We start from the raw sequence: 23,941 nt of genomic DNA, 5'->3' as shown, positions 1-23,941 counted from the left end.
GGCGAATTGCTTGCCCGCCTGCGCGCCTGCCTCCGGGCGGCCCGGGCGGGCAGCCCTGCCTATTTGCTGTAGGACCTTGCCAGCCGTTCCGGCTTCACCCCCAGAAAATACCGCAAGAGCGTCCACAGGTTGCGCGCCCCGCGCCGCAGCCAGCCCGCCCGCTGGTAGCGCGCCGCGCTGGTTAGCGCCGCGCAGGGCAGGACCGTCAGCCGGTGCAGCCGGCGCACCAGCGCCACGTCCTCCATCAGCGGCTGGTCCGGGTAGCCGCCCGCGGCCTCATACTCTGCCCGGCGGATCAGCAGCCCCTGGTCGCCGTAAGGCAGCCCGAACAGGCGCGCGCGCAGGTTGGCCCAGCCTGCGACCCAGGCCGGCATCAGCCCGCGCGCCCGGAACCGCAGCCGGAAATACGCGGGGGCGCCCTGCCCCTCCTGCAGATGCTGCGCCACCGCCGCGGCCCAGCCCGGCTCCAGACGGGTGTCGGCATGCAGCACCAGCAGCCAGTCGCCCTGCGCCGCCGCGCAGCCCCGGCGCAGCTGGCCGCCGCGGGACGGGGCGCCGCTGACCCATTCGGCACCGGCGGCCTGGGCTATGGCCCGCGTTGCATCACTGGAGCCGCCGTCGCTGATCACCAGCTCGCGGATAAGCCCCGCCGCCAGCCCCTCCATCAGATGCTCCAGCGCGGCGGGCAGCTCTTCGGCGGCGTTCAGGGCTGGGATCACGATGCTGACCGGCGCGGGCATGGGGGCTCCTTGAGGCGGATTTGCTGTTTTCTTCCGCCCTGCTTCCTATATCACTGGGCCAGGCAGTGAAACGCCCCCTTGGGATTTACCGGGTGGCACACGGGAGAGATGACATGAGTGACCGCCGCATTCTGCGCCTGAGCGGCAGCGACGCCAAGAGCTTCCTGCAGGGGCTTGTCACCAATAACGTGGACCGCTTGGGCGATGGGCTGGTCTATGCGGCGCTGCTGACGCCGCAGGGAAAGTACATCGCGGATTTCTTTCTGGCGGCGGACGGCGATGCGGTGCTGCTGGACGTGGAGGCCTCGCTGGCCGAAGGCCTGCTGAAACGGCTGAACATGTACCGGTTGCGCGCCGATGTGCAGGTGGAGATGACGGACCTGCAGGTGAAGCGCGGCACCGGCGATGCGCCGGAGGGCGCCCTGTCGGACCCGCGCCATGCCGACCTGGGCTGGCGGCTCTATGGGCCTGAGGGCGGCGATGACGACAGTGACTGGGATGCGATCCGGGTGGCGCATTGCATTCCCGAAACCGGCATCGAGCTGGGGCCGGAGAGCTATATCCTGGAGGCGGGCTTTGAAGCGCTGAAAGGCGTCGATTTCCGCAAGGGCTGCTATGTCGGCCAGGAGGTGACGGCGCGGATGAAGCACAAGACCGAGCTGCGCAAGGGGTTCCGGACTGTGCAGGTCGAGGGCGCGGCGCCGGCCGGGACCGAAATCACTGCCGGCGGCAAGCCGGTGGGCACGCTGTTCACCCAGTCCGGCGGCAAGGGCATTGCCTATCTGCGGTTCGACCGCGCCAAGGGCGAGATGCAGGCCGGGGACGCCCGCGTCACCTGGCAAGAGTGAGCAGACTGAGCGATACCGTTCTGCCCATGCTGGGCGCAGAAGTTTTGCGCGCCCGCCCGTTGCATGGCGGCGACCTGTCGGAAGTGCAACTGTTGGAGCTGTCAGATGGCCGCCACGTTGTGGCCAAGACCGGGCCTTTGGTGGCGGCGGAGGCGGCGATGCTGCGCGCGATCCGGGACGCGGGCGCGCCTGCGCCGGAGGTGCTGGGCGCCGCGGGCAATGTGCTGCTGATGGAAGCGCTGCAGGAGACCGGCGCCAGCACGGCGGGCTGGCAAATGCTGGGGCATGCCTTGCGGCAGCTTCATTCTGCCATAGGCCCGCATTACGGCTGGGCGGAGGATTATGCCTTTGGCCCGGTGGCGATCCCCAACGCGCCGCTGGAAAACTGGGCGGACTTCTGGGCCAGCCGCCGCTTGCTGGCAGACCCGGACGCCCTGCCCCGCGACCTGCGGCTGCGGGTTGAGGCGCTGTGCGCGCGGCTGCCGGAACTGCTGCCCGCCGCGCCGCCCGCGTCCCTGCTGCATGGCGATCTATGGAGCGGCAATGTGCTGTTCAGCGGTCCCCAGGCCTATCTGATCGACCCGGCCTGTTACTGGGGGCATGGCGAGGTGGATCTGGCGATGCTGCACCTGTTCGGCGCGCCGCCCGCGGCGTTTCACGACGCCTATGGCGCGCTGGAGCCGGGGCATGAGGGCCGCCTTCCCATCTATCAGCTGTGGCCGGCGCTGGTGCATCTGCGGCTGTTCGGCGCCAGCTACCGCAGCATGGTCGAGGCGCGGCTGGAGGCATTGGGCTTCTGAAAAGCCTCTGTTCACCTGATTGCGTTAAGGTCGCCGCAGGAATTGCTGAAAGGGTATTTGATGCGTCTGATGTTTGCAGCTTGCGCCGCCGCGCTGGCGGCCTCCCCGGTTTGGGCCGACTACTGGAATTACAAGGACTGGCATGTCGCCACCGAACCTCATGAGACCGAGCAGGACAGCTATCTGACCTGCCGCGCCTGGACCGGCGGCGACGGCGATCCGCTGCTGGCGCTGGAGGTGTTTTCCGGCGATGCCGGCCCGCCGGAGTTCTACCCCATGGCCAAAGTGCAGGAATATGCGCCGCGCCACTACCCGACGCTGATGCAGCAGGGCGGCACCGTGGATTTCATCTTTGACTTCGACCGCAGCTTCTCCCTCTCTGCCGGGATCAATTCCTGGATCAACGGGGAAGGCCTGGCGGAAGCCGAAAGCGCGCTGCGGTTCCAGGACCACTTGGTGATGCTGCAAGCGATGAAACAAGGCAGCTGGGTGGAGATCTGGGCCGGCAATGACATGTTCTACGAGGCCTCGCTCAGCGGGTTCACCGCGGCCTATGGCAAGATGATGGATGAATGCGGTTTCAGCCTGGCGCTGCCTGCCGGGTGAACCAGGTGGGCGCCAGCGCAAAAGCTTTCTGAAAGCTTTTGCCCAGACTTTTCAGAAAAGCCTTGGGCGGTGCGCAGAAACAGAAAAAGCCGCCCCCGAGGGAGGGCGGCTTTTCCGTTTTTCCGAAGGCGTCCCGGATCAGGCGCGCTCGGAATATTCCATGGTCTCGGTGTTCACCACGATCATCTCGTCCTGGCCGACGAAGGGCGGCACCATCACCTTGACGCCGTTGTCGAGGATCGCGGGCTTGAAGGAGTTCGCCGCGGTCTGGCCTTTGACGACCGGCTCGGTCTCGACGATCTTGCAGGTGACTTTCTGCGGCAGGGTCGCGTTCAGCGCCTCGGATTCGTAGAATTCCACCACGATGGTCATGCCGTCCTGCAGGAACGGGCGGCGGTCGCCCAAGAGGTCCGCGGGCAGTTCGATCTGCTCATAGGTTTCGGCATCCATGAACACCAGCATGCCGTCGCTCTCATAGAGGAACTGCTGGTCTTTCTGCTCCAGGCGCACGCGCTCCACCTTGTCGGCCGAGCGGAAACGCTCGTTCAGCTTGGAGCCGTTGCGCAGGTTGCGCATCTCGACCTGGGCAAAAGCGCCGCCCTTGCCGGGCTTTACGTGATCGACCTTCACCGCTGCCCAAAGGCCGCCATTATGTTCCAGCACGTTGCCGGGACGGATTTCGTTGCCGTTGATCTTGGGCATGGGAAAATGCCTTTCAGATGGTTGATGATAATTTGCAAGACCCTATATCTGGCGGGCTGATCGCTGGCAAGACAAGGATATGGTATGGAAGATCTGTGAATAAGATATGCGCAAATTGCATGAAAGCTATGCATCTGCGCTCTATCCGAATCGTCACACTTCCGTCATAAGCAGCGCTACGCCGAAAATTGCAATAGCAAGAACAACAAGGGATACGAGATGCGAGATTTCGTAGACGGCACCGCTTATAATAACGAGCAAGGCAACCGCGCCCGCAAACTGTTTGCAGCCGTTGTCCTGGCCGCACTGGATGATGCCATCGCCGACGACAAGAAATACGGCAATGGCCCGGAACAGATCGCCCGCTGGGCGCGCTCGCGCGATGGCCGCGAAGTGCTGTCCTGCGCCGGCATCGACCCGAACGAACGGGTTGTGGAAGGCCTGATGGACTTCGTGGGCCGCGGTGTGCGGACCTCGGTTGCACTGTCGCGTGAAGAAAGCGAACGCCGCAACGCTGCGCAGGCTGAAGCCGCCTAAGGCTTCCCTTGCGCATTGCTGAAAAGCGCGCCCTTAGGGGCGCGTTTTTCTTTTTGCACGCCGGGGTTTCCGCAGGGTCAGCCTGTCGCGCGGCAGCGGCCGCGGGACGCTTGTGGCACAGCACCCATGGACGGCACCGCCTAACCTGCTATGCAGGCCCCGGAACAACGGGGTGCAGGCAGGGAGCGGCTGATGGCACGCGCAATCATGATCCAGGGCACCGGCAGCAATGTCGGCAAGTCACTGCTGGTGGCAGGGCTGGCGCGCGCCTATGTGCGGCGCGGGCTGAAGGTGGCGCCGTTCAAGCCGCAGAACATGTCGAACAACGCCGCCGTAACGCCCGAGGGCGGCGAGATCGGCCGCGCCCAGGCGCTGCAGGCGCGGGCTGCCAAACGCCCGCCCCATACCGACATGAACCCGGTGCTGCTGAAGCCGGAAACCGACACCGGCGCCCAGGTGATCGTGCAGGGCAAGCGCCGCGGCACCCAAGGCGCGGGATCGTTCATGCGCGACAAATCGGGCCTGCTGGAGGCGGCGCTGGAGAGCTACCGGCGGCTGGCGGCGGATGCCGATCTGGTGCTGATCGAGGGTGCGGGCTCCCCTGCCGAGACCAACCTGCGCAAGAACGACATTGCCAACATGGGCTTTGCCTGCGCGGCACAGGTGCCGGTGGTGATTGCCGGCGACATCCACCGCGGCGGGGTGATTGCGCAGATCGTCGGCACCTATGCGGTGCTGGAGCCTCAGGACCTGGAGCGCGTCGTGGGCTTCCTGGTGAACCGCTTCCGCGGCGACCTGAGCCTGTTTGACGGCGGCCGGGACGATATTGCCGCGCGCACCGGCTGGCCCTCTCTGGGGGTGGTGCCGTGGTTCTGGGATGCCTGGAAGCTTCCCGCTGAAGACATGATGGACATCGCCTCGCACAAGGGCGGCGCCTGCAAGGTGGTTGTGCCGCAGCTGGAACGGATGGCGAATTTCGACGACCTCGACCCGCTGGCGGCGGAGCCGGAAGTGACGGTGGAGATTGTGCCGCCGGGCCATGCCCTGCCCGGCGATGCGGATCTGATCATTCTGCCCGGCAGCAAATCAACCATCGGCGACCTCAATTACCTGCGCGCGCAGGGCTGGGACATCGACATCCAGGCGCATTACCGCCGCGGCGGCCATGTGCTGGGCTTGTGCGGCGGTTATCAGATGCTGGGCAAGACCATCGACGACCCCGAGGGCGTCGACGGGCGGCCCGGCAAGGTGGACGGGCTGGGCCTCTTGGATGTGCACACGGTGATGGCAGGGGAAAAGCGGGTGACACTGACCGAGGCCGTAACCCGCGACGGCAACCTGCCCGTCAGCGGCTACGAGATCCACATGGGCCGCACCACCGGCGCCGACTGTGCCCGCGCCTGGCTGAGCATCAATGGCCGCCCGGAAGGCGCGGCCTCCGCCGACGGGCGCGTCAAAGGCTCCTACCTGCACGGGCTGTTTTCCGAGGACGCCTTCCGCGCCAGCGTGCTGGCAAGCCTCGGCCATGAAAGCCAGGCGGGATACGAGGACGGCGTTGAGGAGGTCCTGGACGCGCTGGCCGATCACCTGGAGCGCTACATGGACCTCGATCAGCTGCTGGAGCTGGCGCAGCCGGTGCTGTTCTGACCGCAGCCGCTGGGCTGGCCGCCGTCCCCTTTTCTCTGTCGCCTTCGCTGATGCCGGAAAATGGCGGGCAGGGTTCTGCGTCAAGGATCTGCCAGCTTGCTGGCGCGCAGCGTCCTTGATGCAGGTTCCGGCGCGCCATAGGCATCAAACAGCGAAGGCGATAGGGAAAGGGGACGGCTTTCCCCTTTTCTCTTGAGCCGGAAGCGGCAGCTTTTACCTGTCCCGGGTCTGCCCGTTCAAACCAGATCGTGCGCCGCCAGCGCGCGGTGGATTTCCCGGCGGACCAGCTTGCGGACATTGCGGGTGATGCGCTCGCCCAGCGGGCCCTGCAGCTCCTCGCGGACGATGCCGGCGACCAGATCGCGCAGGGCGTCTTCGTCGAGATAGCCCTCGCCGCTTTCGGCCAGGCTGTCCACCGCCGCGCCGGTCACGGCGGTTTCAACCACCGTTTCCGCATCCGGCATGCCTGTGGGCGCGGCAGCAGCGGGCTGCTGCTCCTCTGCCGGCGCGGAATCCGCGCGGCTGTCCGCGCCGCCGGCCATCCCCGGATCATTGACCGGAGCGTCGTCGCTGATGATCAGCGGCTCATCCCGCCATTCGATGGTGTCGGGGCCGGTGCCGGCAAAGGGCGCCTCCGTCTGGCTGTCCGGCTCCCATTGCTCCTGCGCGGCGGATTGCGCGGCAAAGCTGCGCGCCTCCAGTTCCGCGATCTTGCGGACAACCGAGGCGGCGCGGGCGCCTGCGGTGCTGGCGGCAAGGCTATCCTCCGCCAGCCGGACAGGCGCCGGATCCGCTTCCGCGGCGTATTCATCAAGATCGCCGTCTTCGCCGGCCGCGCCGGCCGCGGCAGCAAACAGGGTGGTTTCCGGATTGCCCCAGGGCGCACCGGACCCGGCCGGGCCTGTGCCGGCCTCCAGCGCCTGAGCGGCAGCTCCGGTCTGGCTGTCCTCCGGAGTGTTTTCCTGGCTGTTTTCCGAGGCGTTTTCCGGGGTGTCTTCCTGACCGGCCGGCTCGCCCGCATCCTCTTTGGAACCGCGGTCCGTCTTGTCCCATGCAAGATCCCGGCGGTGGCGGAAGGCCAGCGGCGGATCTTCCGCCAGCGGACCCGGCGGGTCCTCAGAACCCGCGCTGCTGCTCAGGCCTGCGCCGGAGGCCTCCGCGCCGCCGGCATCTGCTTGGGATTCGTCATCACCCGCCAGCGGCGGCTCCTCCGCCGGTTGCAGGACCGGATCTGCTGCGGCCTCTTCCGCCGCATCGCCGGCGCCGGCCGGGCCATTGCCGCCGGGCGCAGGCTCCTGCACCCGCAGGGCCGGCGTCAGCACCAGGCGCGCAGCCGGTTCCGGGGCCGCGGGCTGGCCGCGGCCGTCTTCGCTCACCAAGCGGCGGATCGAGGACAATACATCTTCAATCTCAGCATGGGTAACTGGGTCGGACATGTTATTTTACCACTCTTGCCTCTGAAGCAGAGTGTAGCGGCGTTGCCGCCACCGCACAACAGATAGGATGAATTGTCAGTTCCGCCCCAAGGCCTTGAGCACGCGGTCCAGATCCTTGCCGCGCTTGCTGTAGTGCGCAGGGGCGTCCTTGACCAGGTTGTAATAGAGCGTGGGATCATAGACCTCCACCGCCAGGCCAAGGTGTTCCGCGGTCAGAAGACCCTGCGCCTGCAGCAGCTGATAGGCCGCAATCGCCTGGTTGGCGCGGGCGTTCACCTGTTCGGTCTGGGCGTCGAGGTATTCCTGTTCCGCCTGCAGCACGTCCAGTGTGGTGCGGGCGCCCAGGGTGGCTTCCTCGCGGATACCGTCAAAGGCGACCTTGGAGGCGCGCACCCGCTCGCCGGAGGAGATCAGGCTGACCCGGGCGGTTTCAACGTTGAAATAGGCGGCGCTGACCGCCTGGCGCACCGACCGCTGAGTGCTGATCAGGGCGCCGCGCTCGGCATCCGCATTGGCAACCGCCCGGCGCCGGGTGGCCGCATTGCGGCCGCCCGCATACAGCTCCTGGGTCATCTGCACCCCGACGCTGGAGGAATAGGCGGAATCAAACCGCTCCTGGACGTCTTCGCTGAGCCCGGCGCTTGCCTGCAGGTTCACCGTAGGCCCCAGGCCGGCGGTTGCCGCGGCGACCTGGTAATCCCTGGCCTTGACGACGTGCTGCTGGGAAAGCAGGTCCGGCTGGTTCCGGACCGCAACCGCCTGGGCGCTGTCGAGCGACGCTGCCCTGCGCGGCAGGGGCGGCTGGCTGGTAATGGCGCCGGGCGCCCGCCCGACAACCTGCTCATAGGTCGCCTTGGCGGTCAGCAGGGTGCCCTCGGCATCGGTCAGGTTGGCACGGGCGGCTGCAACACGGCTCTCAGCCAGGGCCACGTCGGTGCGGGTGACCTCGCCGACTTCGAAACGGTCCTGGGCCGCCTTCTGCTCCTCCTGCAGCAGGCGCAGGTTGTTGCGCCGCAGCGAGACGTTCTCTTGCCCCTGCAGGACGCCGACATAGGCCTGCACAGCCTGCAGCAGCACGGTCTGCTCCACGCTCAGCAGCGCCTGGCGCGTCGCCAGCACGGTTTCCTGGGCGGCCAGCTTGCCCAGCCGCGATGCGCCGCCGTCAAACAGCAGCTGGGTCAGCCGCAGCTGAGTCGACAAGTTGTTCTGCGTCGCGTTCAGCGTCTGTTCGTTGTAGGTGCTGACCGCAGACACCGTCCATTCGATCAGCGGCCGCAGCTGCGACAGCGCAATCGCCACGTCCTCGTCCGCGGCCCGCAGCAGCGCCCGGTTCTGCTCCAGCAGGCCGCTGGTCTTATACGCGCCGATCATGGCGTCGGACAGGTTGTCCGCTGCAGCTTTGAGCGGCATCACCGCAGTGGCCGCCACGCCGCCGGCAAAAACAAAAGCCTTAAACACACTCGCCGGAAATTTCATTCGCATCGGTTGCCTTATCTTTTGCCGCGCCGCCAGCCGCGGTGGGTTCTGCTTCGAGCCGGGCATCCGCAGGTGCAGCGCCCGGCCTATTCTCTTGCTGTGCGGCGGCTGCCGCCGCGGCGCCCGGCGTCAGCTCAGAGCGCAAATTCCTGTGCCGCGGCAAAGCCCGGCAGCACCGGCGCGCCGGCGTTGAACTCGAACCGCCAGGAGATCCGGCCGCCGCTCTTGTAGCCCACCTTGACCTCGCCCAGGGCGCCATTCACCAGCAGCGCCGCGATGCGGCCGCCGTCTTTCAGCTGGTCCAGCAGCGCTGCCGGGATATCCTCGGCCCCGCCCTGGATCAGGATCACGTCATAGGCGCCATGCTCCGCCGCGCCGTCGGCCAGCAGGCCGGTGTGCACGATGGCGTTGTCGGCGCCGGTCTCGCTGAGCAGCTCCTGCGCGTCGGCGGCCATGCTCTCGTCTTCCTCGACGCCGATCACCATCTGCGCGATCCGGGCAGCCACCGCGGTGGAATAGCCCAGCCCGCAGGCCACATCGAGCACCAGCTCGTCGCTTTGCAGGTTCACCGCATCCAGCATCTTGGCCAGGGTGCGCGGCTCCATCAGGACCCGGCCGCCGCCCAGATCGACGTTCTGGTCGGCATAGGCTGCCTCGCGCTGCGCGTCCGGCACGAATTTCTCGCGCGGGATCGCAAGCATGGCCTCGATGATCGGGTATTTGGTGACATCCGACGGACGGATCTGGGTATCCACCATCATGCGGCGGCGCTCAGTGAAATCTGGCATCTGCTAAACTCATTTGTTCAGTCGGTCAGACCGGTTGTGGCACATCCCGCCGGGCACGGCAACGGGGCCTGTTGCGCGAAAATCCAAAGTAGTGCAGCGCTGCCGCGGCCGGCCTGCCGCTGCGGCCGCCCGCGCAAAAAGGCCAGCGGCCCGGGGGCAGCTGGCGCTGGCTTTCTGAATGGCCGGACCGCAGCAGGCTCGCCCTGCCCGCCCCTGGCGCTACAGCGCGCAGGTCCGGCAGAACGGCGACGCCGGGCGCTGGTCGAGCCAGTCGTCGCTCATGTCGTCGCCGCAGATCTGGCAATAGCCGTAGGAGCCCTCGCGCAGGCGGGCCAGGGCGGCGTCGATGCGGCGCAGCTCATCCAGGCTGGCCTTGGGCAGCACGGCGATCGCCCCCCCGCCGCCGCGGGCGGCAACCTGCTGGCGCACAGAGGCCATCTGCGCGGGGTCCGGAATGCAGGCGGCCTGCGACAGCAGCCCGGCAAGCTCCAGCCGGCGGACTTCAAGCGATTGCTTTCTGGCGGAAAAGTTCATTGCTCATGCCCTCCAGTTCACGTTTCGCGCACCTTTGCCGCAGGGTCAGTTGCATAGCATTGATCCAGGTCAAGATAGCCGGGAAATCCGTGAATTGCACGACCTTTTAAGTTGCAATTTCTGGCAAATACCCTTTTCCGCCGGGGGCCGCAGGCCTAACGCCCGCTCGCAGCCGCGCCCGCGCAGGTCTTGCACAGCGGCGCTGCGGGCAGCAGGTCCAGCCGGGCATCGGAGATCATCTCGCCGCAGCGGGCGCAGATGCCGTAGGTGCCCGCCCGGATCCGCGCCAGCGCCGCGTCGATCCGGCGCAGCTCGTCCAGCTCGGCGTTGCCGAGGCTTTCCAGCACCTCGTCGCCCTGCCGCTCGGAGGCGCGGTCCTCCCAATCCTTGGGCATCGGCGCGTCCAGCGTGTGCTCGACCTTGCTGAGATGCCCGGCCAGTTCGGCGCGGCGCGCCTCCAGTGCCTGTTTGCGGGTGGATAGGTCCATGGGATCTGCCTCCTGTTCCGTTTCGCCCGAAGCCTAGCCCGGCGCGGCGCGGGCGGCCTTGACCTCGCTCAACCGCGGGCCCGCTTGCCCTCTTGCCCTCTGGCCTGCAAATCCGCTGGTCTGGACTGGGGCGGCTTGCTAGACATCTGCAAACGGGTTTTGAGCAGAGATGAGGAGCCTTCACCGATGACGCGGATTTTGACCTGCGCGCTGCTGCTGCTGGGGCTGGCGGCATGTGAGACCGCCAAGGGCGCCGGGCGCGACATTTCCAAGGCCGGCAACGCGATCAGCGGCGTGGCGCAGGACGTGCAGAACAGCTTCTGAGCCGCCCTGCCCCGGACCGGCGGCAGACACAAGAAAACGCCCGGTTGTCCGCCGGGCGTTTTTTGTTTCGGGCGCGGTGCCTCAGATCCCCAGCATCGCCTTGGCCTCGGCCAACGTCGCAACCGAGCTGGCATGGTCGCCGCCGTCATGCAGCGCCTGGCCCTCGTCGCGCAGTTCCTGGACCGTTGCCAGGTCTTCCTCCGACAGTTCGGTGCCGGCGGCCAGCGCCGCGTCGATGGCGGCAATGTCGGCGGGGCATTGCCCGGCCAGAAGCGGCGACGCCAAGAGGGTGATCGCAGCGGCCAAAGTCAGGTGTTTCATGGTGTTATCCTCCCCAGGTGAACGGGGGTGAGGATAACACGGAACGGGTGCGTTTTCAGGCAGGAGTTGCGCAGCGGCCGCGGATGGGCGGAGAGTGGCGCATGGGTCTATCAGGTATCCGCCAGCCAGATCATCGCTTCCCCACCGGGTTCGGCGGCAATTTCTGCTAGCACCTGTTCATAGTATCGGAAGGACGCCACCAACTCCTGCGCGCTGCAATCGCTGAACTGAAACAGGAAGGAGGCGATGGCGAACGGGGCGTCCGGGCTTCCGGCCACTGGATAGCTGACAAGGTTTCCGCTGCCATCCAGCACCTCAATTCTGGCAATCGCTATTCTCTGCTCTCTTGCAAACGCCAGGAACCCGGCGATGTCCGAAAATGGCAGGGTGAACGGTGACGACCGGGAAACTACGGCGAAATCTGTCATATGGATTGGCCCCTTTTGAAGCCCTTGGTTCGATCAGCACGCGGAGGGCAGCGCCCGGCCCGGAGGGGTGGGAAGCGAAGGGCCCGCGTCGTGCTCAAAGCACGCCTCCGACATGACGGGGGGCGGGACGGGCGCTGCCCGGTCTGGTGACCGGGCGGGAATAACGGGCCGCATGCAATCAAAGATGTTTGTTTAGCAGTCACTTATCTTGGTACATAGAAAGGGCGAATTTCAGCGCATCGCCTTCCAAATTCATCTTGTATGGTCCCTGAATGTACTTCACTCCAAAGTTTGCAATCTTCTTGCCCTTTGGATCGTTCCAGAACTTTGGGCGAAGCTCTCTCATATAGCGAAATTCTGGATAACCAAAATTTGAGTGAAGCTTTGAAACGGATTGATACAAGCTGAACGCAGTCAAATCTGCCAGAGAAAGTAAGATTTCATCTTTCTTTGCCTGCGCCCTTATTCGATGTGGAGCTATCCTTGTCAGGTAGCGCGCCCGGTCGTCGTGCGGTGTATTCTGCATGCTACCGATAAGGTTCCTTAGCTTCTTGTAATCATGCTTCTTTTCTTCAAACACAATTTCCACCTGCTCCGGACCGATACCAGTCTGTGACATGAAGTGGCCCAATCGCTCTAACAAGTATGCTGCACATTTATTGTAGTAGGCCTCGGTATCCTTCAAGTCGGCTATTTGTTTCGTGTAACTCCCCAGCGTTTCCTTCTTGGAGACAAGCCCAAAAAGCAGAACACGCAAACTCTGAACCTTTCGACAAAAGTATGCAGTCTTTAAGTGAACGAGATCTGTGCTGTGAAGCTGCTTGACCCCGATTTCACTTTTAAACGTGGTCAAAGCTTGCCTAATTTCATCTTGGAACTTCACAGGTACAAGACAAGCTCCAAACACTAGAAATGGGTCGGAACCACGCACCCGCTCTTCAGTGCGAAACTTCTTTACGTCCTGATCTCCGCTCTCGTCAACGTAGAGCACATACTTGGTTGATGGCTTCATTTCACATTACAAACAGGCAATTGCGCACCGAACCCTACAAAAGCCCTTTCTGGAGTCCAGAGCGTTTTCACTTATTTGGTGTATCTATACAATTGGCCGCACCCACTGCTGTAGCCGGTCGGCACCTGCAACCACAGAACCGCGCCCGCCCGTGGGGGCGGATCGGGCGCTGCCCGGCCTCTCGGCCGGGCGGAACTTTAGATAAAGCAGAAACAGAAAACGGGGCCGAAGCCCCGTCTTGCAATCGTTTGAATAGGTCTTGTTACCGCCGCAGAACGCTGGGGTGCGGGCACGCAATTGGCTGCGCCAACCGCTTTCGCCCGCGCGCCCTCGAAAATGGACAGCCTCAGCTGTCCATTTTGAGGGCGGAAATGAACGCTTCCTGCGGGATGTCCACCTTGCCGAACTGGCGCATCTTCTTCTTGCCCGCTTTCTGCTTGTCCAAGAGCTTGCGCTTCCGGGTGGCGTCGCCGCCGTAGCATTTGGCGGTCACGTCCTTGCGCAGCGCAGAGAGGGTCTCGCGGGCGATCACCTTGCCGCCGATGGCGGCCTGGATCGGGATCTTGAACATGTGGCGCGGGATCAGCTCCTTGAGCTTTTCGCACATCGCCCGGCCGCGCATCTCGGCGCGGTCGCGGTGGACCATGGTGGAAAGCGCATCCACCGGCTCGTCATTCACCAGGATCGACATTTTCACCAGGTTGTCCTGGCGATAGCCGGTCATCTGGTAGTCGAAGGAGGCATAGCCCTTGGTCACCGATTTCAGGCGGTCGTAGAAGTCGAACACCACCTCATTGAGCGGCAGGTCATAGACCACCATGGCGCGGGAGCCGGCGTAGGACAGATCCATCTGGATGCCGCGGCGGTCCTGGCAGAGCTTCAGCACGTCGCCGAGGTATTCGTCCGGCACCAGGATGGTCGCCTTGATCCGCGGCTCCTCCATGTGGTCGACCTTGGAGAGGTCGGGCATGTCGGCGGGGTTGTGCAGCTCGATCATCTCCCCGTCCTTCATGTAGACGTGATAGATCACGCTCGGCGCGGTGGTGATCAGCTCGATGTTGTATTCGCGTTCGATCCGGTCGCGGATCACCTCCAGGTGCAGCAGGCCCAGGAAGCCGCAGCGGAAGCCGAAGCCGAGCGCGGCGGAGGTTTCCATTTCGAAGGAGAAGGACGCGTCGTTGAGCGCCAGCTTGTCGATGGCGTCGCGCAGGTCTTCAAATTCGGCCGAGTCGACCGGGAACAACCCGCAGAACACCACCGGCTGCGCCGGTTTGAAGCCCGGCAGGGCTTTTTCGGTGCCGTTGCGGTCGTTGGTGATGGTGTCGCCGACGCGGGTGTCGCGCACCTGCTTGATCGATGCGGTGAGGAAGCCGATTTCACCGGGCCCGAGCTCATCCACCACCTGCATGGCGGGGCGGAACACGCCGATGCGGTCGACGTGGTGCAGGGTGCCGTTCGACATGAACTTGACCCGCATGCCTTTCTTGAGGACGCCGTCCATGATGCGGACCAGAACGATCACGCCGAGGTAGCTGTCGTACCACGAGTCGACCAGCATCGCCTTCAGCGGCGCATCGCGGGTGCCCTCGGGCGCGGGCAGGTGCTGGACGATCGCCTCCAGCGTTTCGCGGATGCCCTGGCCGGTCTTGGCAGAGACCTGGATGGCGCCGGTGGCGTCGATGCCGATCACATCCTCGATCTGTTCCGCCACCCGGTCGCAGTCCGATGCGGGAAGGTCGATCTTGTTCAGCACGGGGACGATCTCATGATCCGCCTCGATCGCCTGGTAGACGTTGGCCAGCGTCTGCGCCTCCACCCCTTGCGTCGAGTCGACCACCAGCAGCGAGCCCTCGACCGCGCGCATGGAGCGGGAGACCTCATAGGCAAAGTCGACGTGGCCGGGGGTGTCGATCAGGTTCAACACGTAAGTCTCGCCGTTCTGCGCCTTGTAGTCGATGCGCACGGTGTTGGCCTTGATGGTGATCCCGCGCTCGCGCTCGATGTCCATGGCGTCGAGCAGCTGTTCCTTCATATCGCGGTCCTTCACCGTTCCGGTCTCCTGGATGAGCCGGTCAGCGAGGGTGGATTTGCCATGGTCGATATGGGCGACGATGGAGAAATTGCGGATGTGAGCGAGGTCAGTCATGCTGAGGCATATGATTTGGATTCGGGGTTTGGTCAAGCGGGCATGATTGATATTGAAACATCTCACTTACGCACATTGCCAAAGGAACGCGCCGAAGCAGGTTTTAGATGTGCAGTTGCGAGGGAGGTGCTTCGTCAACTTCCGTACCTCCCAGATGCCTTTGCTTCAGCTAAACTCGGCTGGCACTACTTCACACAAACCGACCTGATGCGACTGGTGCATCATATTGTTTGCGAGACCGAGCTCCAGACAGGTGAGCTGAATGGTCAGATAAACTCAGCATCGCAAAAATTTGGCAACCAAATGCTAACTAGTGACGAAGAGGGAATGCAGGACATAGTTCAGTTGTTACGCATTTTGTCACCTATCGCGAAGTTGTCGAGACCAATCCCGGAGACACTGTATGAACTATACTGGCGGAAACACTCATCGGCTTGGAGCGGCTCAGAAATTGAACGGCGAGGAGATCTTCGAGCAGACACCCGCCAGTTAGCGGGCCTTTCCTACGACCGACCACTTTTTGAATCTCTGCCGAACAAGTTTGTGGACGCGATGCTGTTCAACATGCAGGCGGACAAATGGCTCAACTCTTATTGGCATGAATGGTATCAGGGCTTTCTTGACGGTAAACCGCTCGATTGGGAACTGCAGCGCCGCGTTGCGCTGATCGAAGATGCGATCTGGAACGCTGGCCCCGAAGCCGTCGCCGCCGAAATCGAGCGCATCAGGGCTGAATTCAACGCGCCGCCATCAGGCAAGGAGAGGTTCCCCAAGCACGAACCTAGTTCCGTCAGCCACCTGTTCGAAAACCGGGTGATCGCTACGGCCAGCCTGCAAGGCCTTGCTGCGCAAGTCACCCAGAGTATTGAACGCTTTCATGCGGAAACCGGCGCCAATGCGCTCCCTGAGACACTGGAGCCTCTGTCGGCTTTGCCTGCCCTGCTGCTCGCAGTAAATTCAACACTTCAGGATGCCCCCAGCGACGGGGCCATTGCGAGTGAAACGGAAGACCAGCTTCAGGCCGAAATTGGCCGTCTGAACGCGAAAGTCGCTCAGCTTGAAAATGAACTTCAGAAAGCAAGCGCGGCTAAACCTTCGGTTTTCTCCGATGCCTTCAAAAAGCAACTGGGCACAAGCCTGGGCGACTGGAAACTGTACGCGGCTCTTTGCACTGGCCTGTGGTTCGTGAGCGGAGACGCAGAAGGCACGCAGCGCCGGCTTGAGAACATCTCCCACTATCGCGATATGATTTTTGGTGAAGTTTCTTCGCCTTCCGATGCCGCACCCGCACGCTCAACGGCAGCTGTAGAAAGCACATTAGAAATCTAAACGCCCGCCCGGCGCCGCCGCCGGGCAGCGCCCGTCCGCCCCCATGGGCGGGCACTGCCCTCGTTATTCAGTTTCCGCCCTCGCTTTTCAGGTTTGAAACAGCCCGCGCTCCGTTCGGGGAGGCGCCATGGCGCCTTCCCTTTGCAGGGCTGCGCTCACCCCTGCCCCGCCATCTCTGCCGACAGCCAGTCCAGCGCGCGGGCGAGATCGGCGGCGCTGCAGGGGGCCGGGCTGACGTCCAGGTCGGCGCCCGCGCGCATCAGGTTGCGCGACCAGGCGCGGGTGTTGGCAAACCGCAGCATCAGGGTGCTGCAGCCCAGCACCGGGTCCGCCGCCACCCGGTGCAGCCGGTCGGCGGGCAGGAAATAGGCGTCGCCCTGCCGGTAGGCCGCGGTGGTCTCCAGCCGCACCCGGGCCGGGCCGGCCGGAACCAGCGGCTGCTGCGCATCGCGGTAGTGGTATTCGCTATAGACCTCGGCATCCCCCGACAGCGCGTCCTCCCAGTATTCCGACACCAGCGCGCCGTTCAGTACCCGGGAGACCAGCGGCCAGCGGTGCGAATGCAGGTTCTCCTGCGCATGGACGCCGGGCAGCCAGATATGCAGCCGCAGCGAAAACCCCGGCCGCTCGGCCAGCCGGATCTTGTAAAACCCGTTCTTGTTGAACACCGAGCGGCGGGCCAGCGCCGCCAGCTCCGCCTCATCCGCGCGCAGGCCTGCCAGCCGGGCCGCCAGCCATCCGGCGGGCAGCGCCGCCAGCGCCTGCTTGGCGCCGTTCAGGATCTGCAGCGTGCGGCGGCCGGCCGCCAGGCCCTCCTGCAGGCGGTCCGCGAAATCTGCGAAACCGCCGTCAGCCTCTGCAAAACCGGGGCGCAGCTGCGCCGGGCGCGCCAGAGTATAAGCAACGTTCATAAAAGCATCCTCTTGCCTGTTGAAACAAAAGGAGTTTTGCAAAGGAGCGCGGGCAAAAAAACACCGGATGCAGAGGCCGTTTGCCGCTGTTGCAGCCGGGTGCGCGGACGCTGCGGATGTGCCTGCCGCCAAAATGCGCTATACTCTCCCAGTACCGCGAGACGCGCGCCCCGCTGACGGGAGATGACCACAGCAAAGGAGGACGACCCGCATGGATGCAATCAAAGCCGCTGAATACGCCCGCGCGCTCTACAGCGCGCATGGCGACAAGGCCGAGGCCGAAGCCGCGCAGAAGATGCGCGAATGCGAGGCAGCCGGCAAGGACAGTGAGGCTGCAGACTGGAAGGCCGTGCGCCAGGCAGTCCGCGCGATGCGCGGGCCGCACCAGACCTGAGCATCTGGCACCGCTGGAGGGCCGCGGGACGCGGCGCTCCGGCCCCCTCTGACCCTGTTCACCGCGATTGAAAACGGCGGCGGATTGCGCCATACTACGGCCAGTTCCGCGGGCATAAGACCCGCTTGCCAAGAACGGGGCACGAGCAGATGAAACACTTCCTGACAGCAGCGCTTTGCGCTGGATTTCTTGCAGCATTGGCCCCGGCCGGGGCCGAGGCCGGCGCCATTGAGCGCGCCTGCCGCCAGTCGGACCGCACCGCCGCAACGCCGTCGCTGTGCAACTGCATCCAGAGGGTTGCCAACCGCAGCCTGACGCGGTCGGAGCGCAAGACCGTGTCCAAGTGGTTCTCCGACCCGCACCAGGCGCAGGTGGTGCGCCAGTCCAGCAACCGCAGCGACGAGCGGCTGTGGCAGCGCTACAAGGCCTTCGGCGACCACGCGGCGCGCAGCTGCGGCTGAACCCGGGCCGGTCCGGCATGGGCCGTTAAGGGCGTCCTTTGGGGCGCCTTTTCATTTGATGCATCATTGCTGCGGCATTTTCGCAAGGGGGAAAGCCTGCGGCATTGCCACCCTTGACCGCACCGCTTCAAACCGCAAAGAACGGCCTAAGGTATTGGAGCAGTTCACATGTTGATCAAAGGTGTTACCCTGCGCGGGCTGGAAGTGTTTGAGGCTTTGGCCAAAACCGGGTCCGTGGCGCAGGCCGCCGAGATGACCGGGCTGAGCCAGCCGGCCGTCAGCCAGCAGATGCGCAACCTGGAAAAGGCGCTGGACAGCGAGCTGATCGACCACGGCCGCCGCCCGATGGTACTGACCGCTGCCGGGCGCAGCTTCCTGGCCCGCACCGAGGCGGTGCTGTCCGAATTGCGGCTGGCCCAGAGCGAGCTGACGGTAATGGACCTCACCCACCTGCAGGCGCTGTCGATCGGGCTGATCGACGATTTCGACAACGATCTGACGCCGCGGCTGGCGACCATCCTGGCCGACAGCCTGACCCAGTGCCGGTTCAAGATGATCACCGCCTCCAGCCACGACATCGTGCGTGCGCTGGAAGCCCGCGAGCTGCACATCGCCGTTGCCGCCACCACCGGTGAGCTGCGCGAAGGGCTGGTCGAATACCCGCTGGTGCGCGACCCCTTCATCCTGGTGGCGCCGCGCGGCACGGTGTCGGATGCGGCGCAGGCGGCAGACCAGCTGCAGGGCCTGCCGTTCCTGCGCTACGCCCGCGAGCAGCTGATCTCGCAGCAGGTCGAGGCGCTGCTCAGCCGCCAGAAGCTGGAGTTCGAGGACCGCTTCGAGGTCGGCTCGCATCTGGCGCTGATGGCGATGGTGGCGCGGCGGATCGGCTGGGCGATCACCACGCCGCTGGGCTACATGCGGGCGGGCCGCTTCCACGACCAGATCGACGCCTTCCCGCTGCCGTTTGGCGAGATGTCCCGCACGATCTCCCTGTTCACTGCCGCCGACTGGGCTGACCGGGTGCCGCGGGACGTGGCCGAGACCCTGCGCCGCCTGGTGCAGAGCCAGATGATCGACCCGGCAGTGCAGCAGCTGCCGTTCCTGGCGGGCGGCTTCCGGGTGATCGCGGAGTAGGGTCAGGACCCTAAGCTAGAGCACCGCCTTGAGCCCCCTTGCGGCACGCTCGATCAGCTCCAGGCAGCCGTCGAAGTCGCGGGTGTAATAGGGATCCGGCACATGGTCCGCGCCGGTTTCCGGCGCGTAGTCGGTGAACAGGCGCACCGGGGTGTCATTGCCCGCGGGGCGCAGGGCCTCGATGTTCTCCAGGTTGCTGGCATCCATCGCGATGATCAGATCGAAAACCTCGAAATCGCCGCGCCGGAACTGCCGGGCGCGCAGGTCGGAGATATCCAGCCCCCGCAGCCGCGCCGCCGCCTGCATCGGGCCGTAGGGCGGCTCCCCCACGTGATAGGAGGCAGTGCCGGCGCTGTCGGTCTCGGCTTCCGGGCAAAGCGCGCGGAACACCCCCTCGGCCGCCGGGGAGCGGCAGATGTTTCCTAGGCAGACGAACAGAATACGGGTAGGCATTGGCAGACGGCTCCTGTGATCCGGGGGTAGTGATAGGAGGTTCTGCGGCGATGGGAAAGAGCGGCCAGAAGATTGTCATCCTGACCGGCGCCGGGATTTCCGCCGAAAGCGGGCTCGGCACCTTCCGCGACGAGGGCGGCCTCTGGGCGCAGCACCGGATCGAGGATGTGGCAACGCCGGAGGCCTTCGCGCGCAATCCGGATCTGGTGCATGGCTTCTACAATGCCCGCCGCGCGCAAGCGGCCGCGGCGCAGCCCAACCCGGCGCATCAGGCGCTGGCCCGGCTGCAGGCGGAACACGCGGGCGAGGTGGTGATCGTCACCCAGAATGTGGACGCCCTGCATGAGGCTGGCGGCGCCGCGCAGGTGCTGCACATGCACGGCACGCTCGCGGGCGCGCTGTGTGCCGCCTGCGGCCACCGCTGGCCCGCGCCGATGCAGATGCAGACCAGCCAGCCCTGCCCCGCCTGCGCCGCGCCTGCAGTGCGGCCCGACGTGGTCTGGTTCGGCGAGTTCCCCTATTTCATGGAGGAGATCTATGCCCACCTGGCCGGGGCGGATCTGTTTGCCGCCATCGGCACCTCGGGCGAGGTTTATCCGGCAGCGGCCTTTGTCGATGAGGCGCATCTGGCTGGCGCCCATACGGTGGAATTGAACCTGGAGCCGTCGGCCACCGCCTCCCGCTTTGCTGAGCGCCGATTTGGCCCGGCCAGCGAAACCGTGCCCGCCTGGGTGGCGGAGCTGCTGGGCTGACCCTAGGCGGCAAAAAGCCCGCCACGGGGCGGGCTTTGGGCGCGAAGGAGGGCCGCAGCGCGGCGTGACGCCGCGCCCGCCCTGCCCCTTGCAGATCAGTTGGAATGGGTGGAGTGGTCCATCTGGCCGTGGCCTTCGGCCTTGCGCTCCAGATCGACCGGCACCTCGATCTCGACCTCGCCGGCCTTCTCGAACACCAGCGTGACCTTCACCACATCGCCGTGGTTCAGCGACTGGTTCAGACCCATGAACATGATGTGGTCGCCGCCGCGCTTCAGCATGTGGGTTCCGCCTGCGGGCACCGCAAAGCCTTCCTCCACATGCATCATCTTCATGACGCCGTCATCGCCTTCCTTGTGGGTGTGCAGCTGCACCTTGGCCGCCACGTCGGAGTGCACATCGATCAGCTGGTCGTCGGCTTCACCTTTGTTCATGATCTCCATGAAGGCGGCGCCGGCCTTGGCCGCGGGCGACGAGACGCGCGCGTATTGGTCATGCACCATGATCATGGCATCGCCTGCAAAGGCGGAGGTGGCAAAGGCAGCAGCAGCGGCGGCTGCAAAGACAACAGACTTCAGGGACATATCCTGTCTCCTCTTGGTAGATATTCAGTTTTCAAATGGGTGGTTGGGGTGGCCGTTCAGGCAGCTGCCGGCGGCGCGCGGGCAGAAGCCCGGAGCCTCAGCGCTGCGGAAACCCGCACGGTCTCTTGCACCGGGGCCACTGTCCTGCAGCTCTCCAAAGGCAGCACCAGCCCAACGGGCTGCGCCACCGCATCCAGCACATGCATCACGCAATCGGGGCAATGGTGCGGCGGCTTGGCCGGCTGGCCTTCGCTGCCCACATAGACGGTGACAGGGCCGGTGCCGGTGCAGATCACCATCTGCCCGGCGGCATCGCGCTCCCCCTGCCGCGCGGCGGCGCTATGCGCCGTCAGGGCAACGGCAAAGGCCAGAAACAGGCCGAGGTATAGGCGCAGAAAATGCATCATCACCGCAAGATATGCCCGCGCGGCGCGCAGCCTGCAAGGCGCAACCCTGCGGCAGATTGCACAAACGCAAACACCGCGCAGAGTTGCCTCTGCGCGGTGTCTGTTATCCGATCCGGTGAAGGGATCAGGCCAAGTCGATTAAGCCTGAGCGGCTTGTGCCTTGGCGATCTCTTTCTTCACTTTCAGCGCGTTTGCCGACAGTTCTTCGTCCTTGGCTTTGGCCAGGAACGCGTCCAGGCCGCCGCGGTGGTCTACAGAGCGCAGGGCAGCTGCGGAGATGCGCAGCTTGACGCCACGGCCCAGAACTTCGGACTGCAGGGTCACGTCGTTCAGGTTGGGCAGAAAGCGGCGCTTGGTTTTGTTGTTGGCGTGGCTGACATTGTTGCCAGTCATCGGGCCTTTTCCGGTCAGTTCGCAACGGCGCGACATATCTTCATCCTTCGTTTTTTGTAGGTCCGGAGCAGCTCCGGTCCAAATCACAAGGGGCGCGGCCATTGGCTGCGCCCGAAAACTGGTCCGCTGCTCTTACGCTCAACCGGCAACAGCGTCAAGTGATTCAACTCAGCTTTCTTGCCCGGCTTACTGCACGGTTTCCCGGCCCTCTGCAAGCCCTTGCAGCCGGGCGTCCGCCGCCGCCCCGAGCTGCGGCCTGCCGCGCTGCCGCGCCACCCGTGCCAGCTTCTGCCAGTAGGTCCGCGACAGCCTGCGGCGGCTCCGGTGCAGGTCCAGCACCCGCGCCGCATTCAGCGGCCCGTCGCGCAGCATCGACTGCAGGTCCCAGAAGCTGCCGCCCTCGCGGATCACCTGGCTGGCCGGATGGCCGCCGCAGGACAGGCGGCACAGCTGCAGGTCCGGGAACACCGCCTGGATGAACATCGCGTGGCTCAGATCCATCTTGCGGAACGGGTCGAACAGCACCACCCCCTGCACGCCGTGGCGGCCGTAGCGGATCAGGTCGCCCAGCGCTTCGTCAAACGCCTCCGCCTCCTTGCGGCGGCGGTCGTAGGGCACCACGCCCGGCGCGATGGTGTATTGCGGCGAGACCGCAATCAGGCGGCTGAGGCGCAGCGCCCTGGAGAACCGCAGCGCCCCGTAGCCGCCCATGGAGAACCCCATGGCAGAAACGTCCTGAAAGCCGTTGGCCAGTTCCTTGAGGCTGCGCGCCAGCGCCTTGGTCTCGCTGTTGATGTACCAGTCGTTGTTGCGGGGCTGGATGTGCAGATGGGCATAGCCATGCGCGGTCATGTTCCGGACCGGGCCGCGGTCCTCGAATTCCCCGGCCACGGCAACCCGCTGGCGGAAGGTCACGAACAGACTTTCGCCCTCCGCGTTGAACAGAGAGGCGCGCAGCTTTGCGCCGTCGAAGACCCGGGTTTCCTGCATCTGCGCGGCTCAGCCCTTCAGGTGGTCCCGCAGCATCTGCTGTGCCGCCGCCGCCGGGGTCAGCGCGCCCGCGGCGACCTGGCCCGACAGCTCTGCCATCGCCGCCTGGGCGCTGGCGGTGTGCAGCCGCGCCAGCAGCGCCTGGCGCACCTCCTGGTCGAACCAGTAGCAGGACTGGTCGGCGCGGCGGCGGTCCCAGTGGCCGTTTTCCTTGCGCCAGGCGGTCAGGGTCTGCATCTCCTCCCAGGCCTTGTCCAGCCCGTGCTCCTCCACCGCCGAAACCATCAGCGCCTTGGGAAAGCCCTCCGGGTCCTGCGGCCGCTTGCGCAAGAGCCGCAGCGCGCCGGCGTAATCGGCGCAGGTGCGGGTCGCCACCGGTTTCAAGGGTCCGTCCGCCTTGTTCACCAGGATGAGGTCGGCCATTTCCATGATGCCGCGCTTCACCCCCTGCAGCTCATCGCCGCCCGCGGGCGCCAGCAAGAGCAGGAACAGGTCCGACATTTCCGCCACTACGGTTTCCGACTGCCCCACCCCGACAGTTTCGATCAGCACCACGTCAAAGCCTGCTGCCTCGCACAGGGCGACAGCTTCGCGGGAGCGGCGGGCGACGCCGCCCAGGTGGCTCTGGCTGGGGGACGGGCGGATGAAAGCGTTGCGCTCGCGGCTAAGCCGCTCCATCCGGGTCTTGTCGCCCAGGATCGAGCCGCCGGAGCGGGCGGAGCTGGGATCGACCGCCAGCACCGCCACCCGCAGGCCGAGGCCCGTCAGCATCATGCCGAAGCTTTCGATGAAGGTGGATTTGCCGACGCCGGGCGTGCCCGACAGGCCGATGCGCAGCGACTGGCGCTTGTGCTTGGCCAGCTCCGACAACAGCTCGCCCGCCCTGGCGCGGTGATCCTCGCGGCCGCTTTCCACCAGGGTGATGGCACGGGCCAGCGCCCGGCGGTCGCCATCGAGGATCTTCTGTGTCAGCTGTTCGGTGTCCATGCGTGCTTTCCTGTCGTAATGGGCGGACCTTGGCGCAAGCCGTGCCGCAAAGTCCAGCCCCTGCCGTCTGCGGGGCAACCTACATCAGCAGGCGCCGCAGGAAAGGCGGCAAATCCGCCGCGCCTGATGCGGTTTGCGCAGCGAGTGTTCTGAATTGAAACGCCAACAAACTCACCAATCACCACTGTTTCGCCCGGCGGCACGCCGGGCAGCGCCCGTCCGCCCCCATGGGCGGGCGCTTCGCTTCCGCCCGCGGACAGGCACTTCCCTCTGCGCTCTATCAATAGACACACCGCTAGACCTCCCCCTCCGC

General features: G+C 65.2%; 29 protein-coding genes. 11 read left to right on the top strand and 18 right to left on the bottom strand.

Annotation, left to right across the window (positions count from 1 at the left end):
- Positions 1-59: 59 nt before the first annotated feature.
- Positions 60-740 carry a TIGR04283 family arsenosugar biosynthesis glycosyltransferase gene (locus tag KUW17_RS09005; RefSeq protein WP_222478182.1) on the bottom strand — a complete coding sequence of 227 codons (681 nt, stop codon included), beginning with the start codon at positions 738-740 and terminating at the stop codon, positions 60-62.
- A 113-nt stretch (positions 741-853) separates the two neighbouring features.
- On the opposite strand from KUW17_RS09005, the gene KUW17_RS09000 reads away from it, so the two are divergent.
- The 3 genes from KUW17_RS09000 to KUW17_RS08990 all read left to right on the top strand — a co-directional run bounded on the left by KUW17_RS09000 (position 854) and on the right by KUW17_RS08990 (position 2,994).
- Positions 854-1,588 (top strand): YgfZ/GcvT domain-containing protein, encoded by a 735-nt coding sequence (locus tag KUW17_RS09000; protein ID WP_222478180.1) that lies wholly within the window; start codon positions 854-856, stop codon positions 1,586-1,588.
- Complete coding sequence (locus KUW17_RS08995; RefSeq protein WP_222478178.1) at positions 1,585-2,388, top strand: fructosamine kinase family protein; 804 nt, start codon at positions 1,585-1,587, stop codon at positions 2,386-2,388. Before KUW17_RS09000 ends, KUW17_RS08995 begins: the two co-directional genes overlap by 4 nt.
- Before the next feature lie 69 nt (positions 2,389-2,457).
- Positions 2,458-2,994, top strand: coding sequence for a hypothetical protein (locus KUW17_RS08990; protein ID WP_261397120.1), 537 nt, complete (start codon positions 2,458-2,460; stop codon positions 2,992-2,994).
- Positions 2,995-3,132: 138 nt separating this feature from the next.
- On the opposite strand, the gene efp is transcribed toward KUW17_RS08990, so the two are convergent.
- Complete coding sequence (gene efp, locus KUW17_RS08985; protein ID WP_174146538.1) at positions 3,133-3,696, bottom strand: elongation factor P; 564 nt, start codon at positions 3,694-3,696, stop codon at positions 3,133-3,135.
- Positions 3,697-3,915: 219 nt separating this feature from the next.
- On the opposite strand from efp, the gene KUW17_RS08980 reads away from it, so the two are divergent.
- Together KUW17_RS08980 and KUW17_RS08975 are read left to right on the top strand one after the other, a co-directional pair.
- Complete coding sequence (locus KUW17_RS08980) at positions 3,916-4,233, top strand: DUF6280 family protein (RefSeq protein WP_008556013.1); 318 nt, start codon at positions 3,916-3,918, stop codon at positions 4,231-4,233.
- A gap of 192 nt (positions 4,234-4,425) precedes the next feature.
- Entirely contained in the window at positions 4,426-5,880 is a 1,455-nt protein-coding gene (locus tag KUW17_RS08975; RefSeq protein ID WP_222478174.1) for a cobyric acid synthase, read from the top strand.
- Positions 5,881-6,116: 236 nt separating this feature from the next.
- Here KUW17_RS08975 and KUW17_RS08970 read toward each other — a convergent pair whose 3' ends face one another.
- The 5 genes from KUW17_RS08970 to KUW17_RS08950 form a co-directional block, all read right to left on the bottom strand.
- On the bottom strand, positions 6,117-7,316 hold the full coding sequence (locus KUW17_RS08970) for a hypothetical protein (protein ID WP_222478172.1): 1,200 nt from the start codon (positions 7,314-7,316) through the stop codon (positions 6,117-6,119).
- 75 nt (positions 7,317-7,391) lie between these two features.
- Positions 7,392-8,798 (bottom strand): TolC family outer membrane protein, encoded by a 1,407-nt coding sequence (locus KUW17_RS08965; protein ID WP_222478170.1) that lies wholly within the window; start codon positions 8,796-8,798, stop codon positions 7,392-7,394.
- A 128-nt stretch (positions 8,799-8,926) separates the two neighbouring features.
- Positions 8,927-9,580 (bottom strand): protein-L-isoaspartate O-methyltransferase family protein, encoded by a 654-nt coding sequence (locus KUW17_RS08960; RefSeq protein WP_222478167.1) that lies wholly within the window; start codon positions 9,578-9,580, stop codon positions 8,927-8,929.
- A 219-nt stretch (positions 9,581-9,799) separates the two neighbouring features.
- Entirely contained in the window at positions 9,800-10,114 is a 315-nt protein-coding gene (locus KUW17_RS08955; RefSeq protein WP_222478165.1) for a TraR/DksA family transcriptional regulator, read from the bottom strand.
- A gap of 155 nt (positions 10,115-10,269) precedes the next feature.
- Entirely contained in the window at positions 10,270-10,602 is a 333-nt protein-coding gene (locus KUW17_RS08950) for a TraR/DksA family transcriptional regulator (RefSeq protein WP_222478163.1), read from the bottom strand.
- A gap of 186 nt (positions 10,603-10,788) precedes the next feature.
- Here KUW17_RS08950 and KUW17_RS08945 point away from each other — a divergent pair, with 186 nt between their 5' ends.
- On the top strand, positions 10,789-10,926 hold the full coding sequence (locus KUW17_RS08945) for an entericidin A/B family lipoprotein (protein WP_222478161.1): 138 nt from the start codon (positions 10,789-10,791) through the stop codon (positions 10,924-10,926).
- An 81-nt stretch (positions 10,927-11,007) separates the two neighbouring features.
- Here the strand turns inward: KUW17_RS08945 and KUW17_RS08940 are convergent, their stop codons facing one another.
- From KUW17_RS08940 to lepA, 4 genes are all read right to left on the bottom strand, one after another.
- Positions 11,008-11,247 (bottom strand): hypothetical protein, encoded by a 240-nt coding sequence (locus KUW17_RS08940; protein ID WP_222478159.1) that lies wholly within the window; start codon positions 11,245-11,247, stop codon positions 11,008-11,010.
- A gap of 110 nt (positions 11,248-11,357) precedes the next feature.
- A complete protein-coding gene (locus KUW17_RS08935; protein ID WP_222478157.1) occupies positions 11,358-11,675 on the bottom strand; it encodes a hypothetical protein in 318 nt (105 codons plus the stop codon).
- 199 nt (positions 11,676-11,874) lie between these two features.
- Positions 11,875-12,687 carry a DUF3800 domain-containing protein gene (locus KUW17_RS08930; RefSeq protein ID WP_222478155.1) on the bottom strand — a complete coding sequence of 271 codons (813 nt, stop codon included), beginning with the start codon at positions 12,685-12,687 and terminating at the stop codon, positions 11,875-11,877.
- 346 nt (positions 12,688-13,033) lie between these two features.
- Positions 13,034-14,833, bottom strand: coding sequence for a translation elongation factor 4 (gene lepA / locus KUW17_RS08925; protein WP_222478153.1), 1,800 nt, complete (start codon positions 14,831-14,833; stop codon positions 13,034-13,036).
- Here lepA and KUW17_RS08920 point away from each other — a divergent pair.
- Positions 14,780-16,162 (top strand): hypothetical protein, encoded by a 1,383-nt coding sequence (locus KUW17_RS08920; RefSeq protein ID WP_222478151.1) that lies wholly within the window; start codon positions 14,780-14,782, stop codon positions 16,160-16,162. The genes lepA and KUW17_RS08920 overlap by 54 nt on opposite strands.
- A 155-nt stretch (positions 16,163-16,317) precedes the next feature.
- On the opposite strand, the gene KUW17_RS08915 is transcribed toward KUW17_RS08920, so the two are convergent.
- A complete protein-coding gene (locus KUW17_RS08915; RefSeq protein WP_222478148.1) occupies positions 16,318-17,073 on the bottom strand; it encodes a hypothetical protein in 756 nt (251 codons plus the stop codon).
- A 211-nt stretch (positions 17,074-17,284) separates the two neighbouring features.
- Here KUW17_RS08915 and KUW17_RS08910 point away from each other — a divergent pair, with 211 nt between their 5' ends.
- The 3 genes from KUW17_RS08910 (at position 17,285) to KUW17_RS08900 (ending at position 19,062) form a co-directional block, all read left to right on the top strand.
- Complete coding sequence (locus KUW17_RS08910) at positions 17,285-17,467, top strand: hypothetical protein (protein ID WP_222478146.1); 183 nt, start codon at positions 17,285-17,287, stop codon at positions 17,465-17,467.
- Between the two features lie 149 nt (positions 17,468-17,616).
- Complete coding sequence (locus KUW17_RS08905) at positions 17,617-17,928, top strand: hypothetical protein (protein ID WP_222478145.1); 312 nt, start codon at positions 17,617-17,619, stop codon at positions 17,926-17,928.
- Positions 17,929-18,096: 168 nt separating this feature from the next.
- Positions 18,097-19,062 carry a LysR family transcriptional regulator gene (locus tag KUW17_RS08900; RefSeq protein ID WP_222478143.1) on the top strand — a complete coding sequence of 322 codons (966 nt, stop codon included), beginning with the start codon at positions 18,097-18,099 and terminating at the stop codon, positions 19,060-19,062.
- A gap of 15 nt (positions 19,063-19,077) precedes the next feature.
- Here KUW17_RS08900 and KUW17_RS08895 read toward each other — a convergent pair whose 3' ends face one another.
- Positions 19,078-19,515 carry a low molecular weight protein-tyrosine-phosphatase gene (locus KUW17_RS08895; protein ID WP_222478141.1) on the bottom strand — a complete coding sequence of 146 codons (438 nt, stop codon included), beginning with the start codon at positions 19,513-19,515 and terminating at the stop codon, positions 19,078-19,080.
- A 50-nt stretch (positions 19,516-19,565) separates the two neighbouring features.
- Between KUW17_RS08895 and KUW17_RS08890 the strand changes: the two genes are divergently transcribed.
- The gene (locus KUW17_RS08890; protein ID WP_222478139.1) at positions 19,566-20,267 is read left to right on the top strand and encodes an NAD-dependent deacylase; all 702 of its coding nucleotides are present in this window, start codon (positions 19,566-19,568) and stop codon (positions 20,265-20,267) included.
- 95 nt (positions 20,268-20,362) lie between these two features.
- On the opposite strand, the gene KUW17_RS08885 is transcribed toward KUW17_RS08890, so the two are convergent.
- The 5 genes from KUW17_RS08885 to meaB all read right to left on the bottom strand — a co-directional run bounded on the left by KUW17_RS08885 (position 20,363) and on the right by meaB (position 23,628).
- On the bottom strand, positions 20,363-20,851 hold the full coding sequence (locus tag KUW17_RS08885; RefSeq protein ID WP_222478137.1) for a copper chaperone PCu(A)C: 489 nt from the start codon (positions 20,849-20,851) through the stop codon (positions 20,363-20,365).
- Between the two features lie 56 nt (positions 20,852-20,907).
- The gene (locus KUW17_RS08880; RefSeq protein ID WP_261397118.1) at positions 20,908-21,255 is read right to left on the bottom strand and encodes a DUF2946 family protein; all 348 of its coding nucleotides are present in this window, start codon (positions 21,253-21,255) and stop codon (positions 20,908-20,910) included.
- Positions 21,256-21,396: 141 nt separating this feature from the next.
- A complete protein-coding gene (gene rpmB / locus KUW17_RS08875) occupies positions 21,397-21,687 on the bottom strand; it encodes a 50S ribosomal protein L28 (RefSeq protein WP_019296104.1) in 291 nt (96 codons plus the stop codon).
- 150 nt (positions 21,688-21,837) lie between these two features.
- Positions 21,838-22,641 carry an alpha/beta hydrolase gene (locus tag KUW17_RS08870; RefSeq protein WP_222478132.1) on the bottom strand — a complete coding sequence of 268 codons (804 nt, stop codon included), beginning with the start codon at positions 22,639-22,641 and terminating at the stop codon, positions 21,838-21,840.
- A 9-nt stretch (positions 22,642-22,650) separates the two neighbouring features.
- Positions 22,651-23,628: a methylmalonyl Co-A mutase-associated GTPase MeaB gene (gene meaB / locus KUW17_RS08865; protein WP_222478130.1), complete on the bottom strand. Its 978-nt coding sequence runs from the start codon at positions 23,626-23,628 to the stop codon at positions 22,651-22,653.
- Between the last annotated feature and the right edge of the window lie 313 nt (positions 23,629-23,941).

This window comes from Leisingera aquaemixtae, from assembly GCF_019801145.1.
Classification (GTDB): domain Bacteria; phylum Pseudomonadota; class Alphaproteobacteria; order Rhodobacterales; family Rhodobacteraceae; genus Leisingera; species Leisingera aquaemixtae_A.
Note: the sequence above shows the minus strand (reverse complement) of the source record. Positions and strands in the feature narration are given on the sequence as shown.

What these genes read in the sequence shown, in the direction of transcription:
- KUW17_RS09000 (WP_222478180.1), top strand. Translation starts at nt 854, where the DNA reads ATGAGTGACCGCCGCATTCTGCGCCTGAGCGGCAGCGACGCCAAGAGC.
- KUW17_RS09005 (WP_222478182.1), bottom strand. Translation starts at nt 740, where the DNA reads ATGCCCGCGCCGGTCAGCATCGTGATCCCAGCCCTGAACGCCGCCGAA.
- KUW17_RS08935 (WP_222478157.1), bottom strand. Translation starts at nt 11,675, where the DNA reads ATGACAGATTTCGCCGTAGTTTCCCGGTCGTCACCGTTCACCCTGCCA.
- efp (WP_174146538.1), bottom strand. Translation starts at nt 3,696, where the DNA reads ATGCCCAAGATCAACGGCAACGAAATCCGTCCCGGCAACGTGCTGGAA.
- KUW17_RS08915 (WP_222478148.1), bottom strand. Translation starts at nt 17,073, where the DNA reads ATGAACGTTGCTTATACTCTGGCGCGCCCGGCGCAGCTGCGCCCCGGT.
- KUW17_RS08975 (WP_222478174.1), top strand. Translation starts at nt 4,426, where the DNA reads ATGGCACGCGCAATCATGATCCAGGGCACCGGCAGCAATGTCGGCAAG.
- KUW17_RS08880 (WP_261397118.1), bottom strand. Translation starts at nt 21,255, where the DNA reads ATGCATTTTCTGCGCCTATACCTCGGCCTGTTTCTGGCCTTTGCCGTT.
- KUW17_RS08900 (WP_222478143.1), top strand. Translation starts at nt 18,097, where the DNA reads ATGTTGATCAAAGGTGTTACCCTGCGCGGGCTGGAAGTGTTTGAGGCT.
- KUW17_RS08905 (WP_222478145.1), top strand. Translation starts at nt 17,617, where the DNA reads ATGAAACACTTCCTGACAGCAGCGCTTTGCGCTGGATTTCTTGCAGCA.
- KUW17_RS08870 (WP_222478132.1), bottom strand. Translation starts at nt 22,641, where the DNA reads ATGCAGGAAACCCGGGTCTTCGACGGCGCAAAGCTGCGCGCCTCTCTG.
- rpmB (WP_019296104.1), bottom strand. Translation starts at nt 21,687, where the DNA reads ATGTCGCGCCGTTGCGAACTGACCGGAAAAGGCCCGATGACTGGCAAC.
- KUW17_RS08885 (WP_222478137.1), bottom strand. Translation starts at nt 20,851, where the DNA reads ATGTCCCTGAAGTCTGTTGTCTTTGCAGCCGCCGCTGCTGCTGCCTTT.
- meaB (WP_222478130.1), bottom strand. Translation starts at nt 23,628, where the DNA reads ATGGACACCGAACAGCTGACACAGAAGATCCTCGATGGCGACCGCCGG.
- KUW17_RS08960 (WP_222478167.1), bottom strand. Translation starts at nt 9,580, where the DNA reads ATGCCAGATTTCACTGAGCGCCGCCGCATGATGGTGGATACCCAGATC.
- KUW17_RS08910 (WP_222478146.1), top strand. Translation starts at nt 17,285, where the DNA reads ATGGATGCAATCAAAGCCGCTGAATACGCCCGCGCGCTCTACAGCGCG.
- KUW17_RS08970 (WP_222478172.1), bottom strand. Translation starts at nt 7,316, where the DNA reads ATGTCCGACCCAGTTACCCATGCTGAGATTGAAGATGTATTGTCCTCG.
- KUW17_RS08980 (WP_008556013.1), top strand. Translation starts at nt 3,916, where the DNA reads ATGCGAGATTTCGTAGACGGCACCGCTTATAATAACGAGCAAGGCAAC.
- KUW17_RS08965 (WP_222478170.1), bottom strand. Translation starts at nt 8,798, where the DNA reads ATGCGAATGAAATTTCCGGCGAGTGTGTTTAAGGCTTTTGTTTTTGCC.
- KUW17_RS08930 (WP_222478155.1), bottom strand. Translation starts at nt 12,687, where the DNA reads ATGAAGCCATCAACCAAGTATGTGCTCTACGTTGACGAGAGCGGAGAT.
- lepA (WP_222478153.1), bottom strand. Translation starts at nt 14,833, where the DNA reads ATGACTGACCTCGCTCACATCCGCAATTTCTCCATCGTCGCCCATATC.
- KUW17_RS08955 (WP_222478165.1), bottom strand. Translation starts at nt 10,114, where the DNA reads ATGAACTTTTCCGCCAGAAAGCAATCGCTTGAAGTCCGCCGGCTGGAG.
- KUW17_RS08940 (WP_222478159.1), bottom strand. Translation starts at nt 11,247, where the DNA reads ATGAAACACCTGACTTTGGCCGCTGCGATCACCCTCTTGGCGTCGCCG.
- KUW17_RS08950 (WP_222478163.1), bottom strand. Translation starts at nt 10,602, where the DNA reads ATGGACCTATCCACCCGCAAACAGGCACTGGAGGCGCGCCGCGCCGAA.
- KUW17_RS08920 (WP_222478151.1), top strand. Translation starts at nt 14,780, where the DNA reads ATGGTCGATATGGGCGACGATGGAGAAATTGCGGATGTGAGCGAGGTC.
- KUW17_RS08890 (WP_222478139.1), top strand. Translation starts at nt 19,566, where the DNA reads ATGGGAAAGAGCGGCCAGAAGATTGTCATCCTGACCGGCGCCGGGATT.
- KUW17_RS08895 (WP_222478141.1), bottom strand. Translation starts at nt 19,515, where the DNA reads ATGCCTACCCGTATTCTGTTCGTCTGCCTAGGAAACATCTGCCGCTCC.
- KUW17_RS08990 (WP_261397120.1), top strand. Translation starts at nt 2,458, where the DNA reads ATGTTTGCAGCTTGCGCCGCCGCGCTGGCGGCCTCCCCGGTTTGGGCC.
- KUW17_RS08945 (WP_222478161.1), top strand. Translation starts at nt 10,789, where the DNA reads ATGACGCGGATTTTGACCTGCGCGCTGCTGCTGCTGGGGCTGGCGGCA.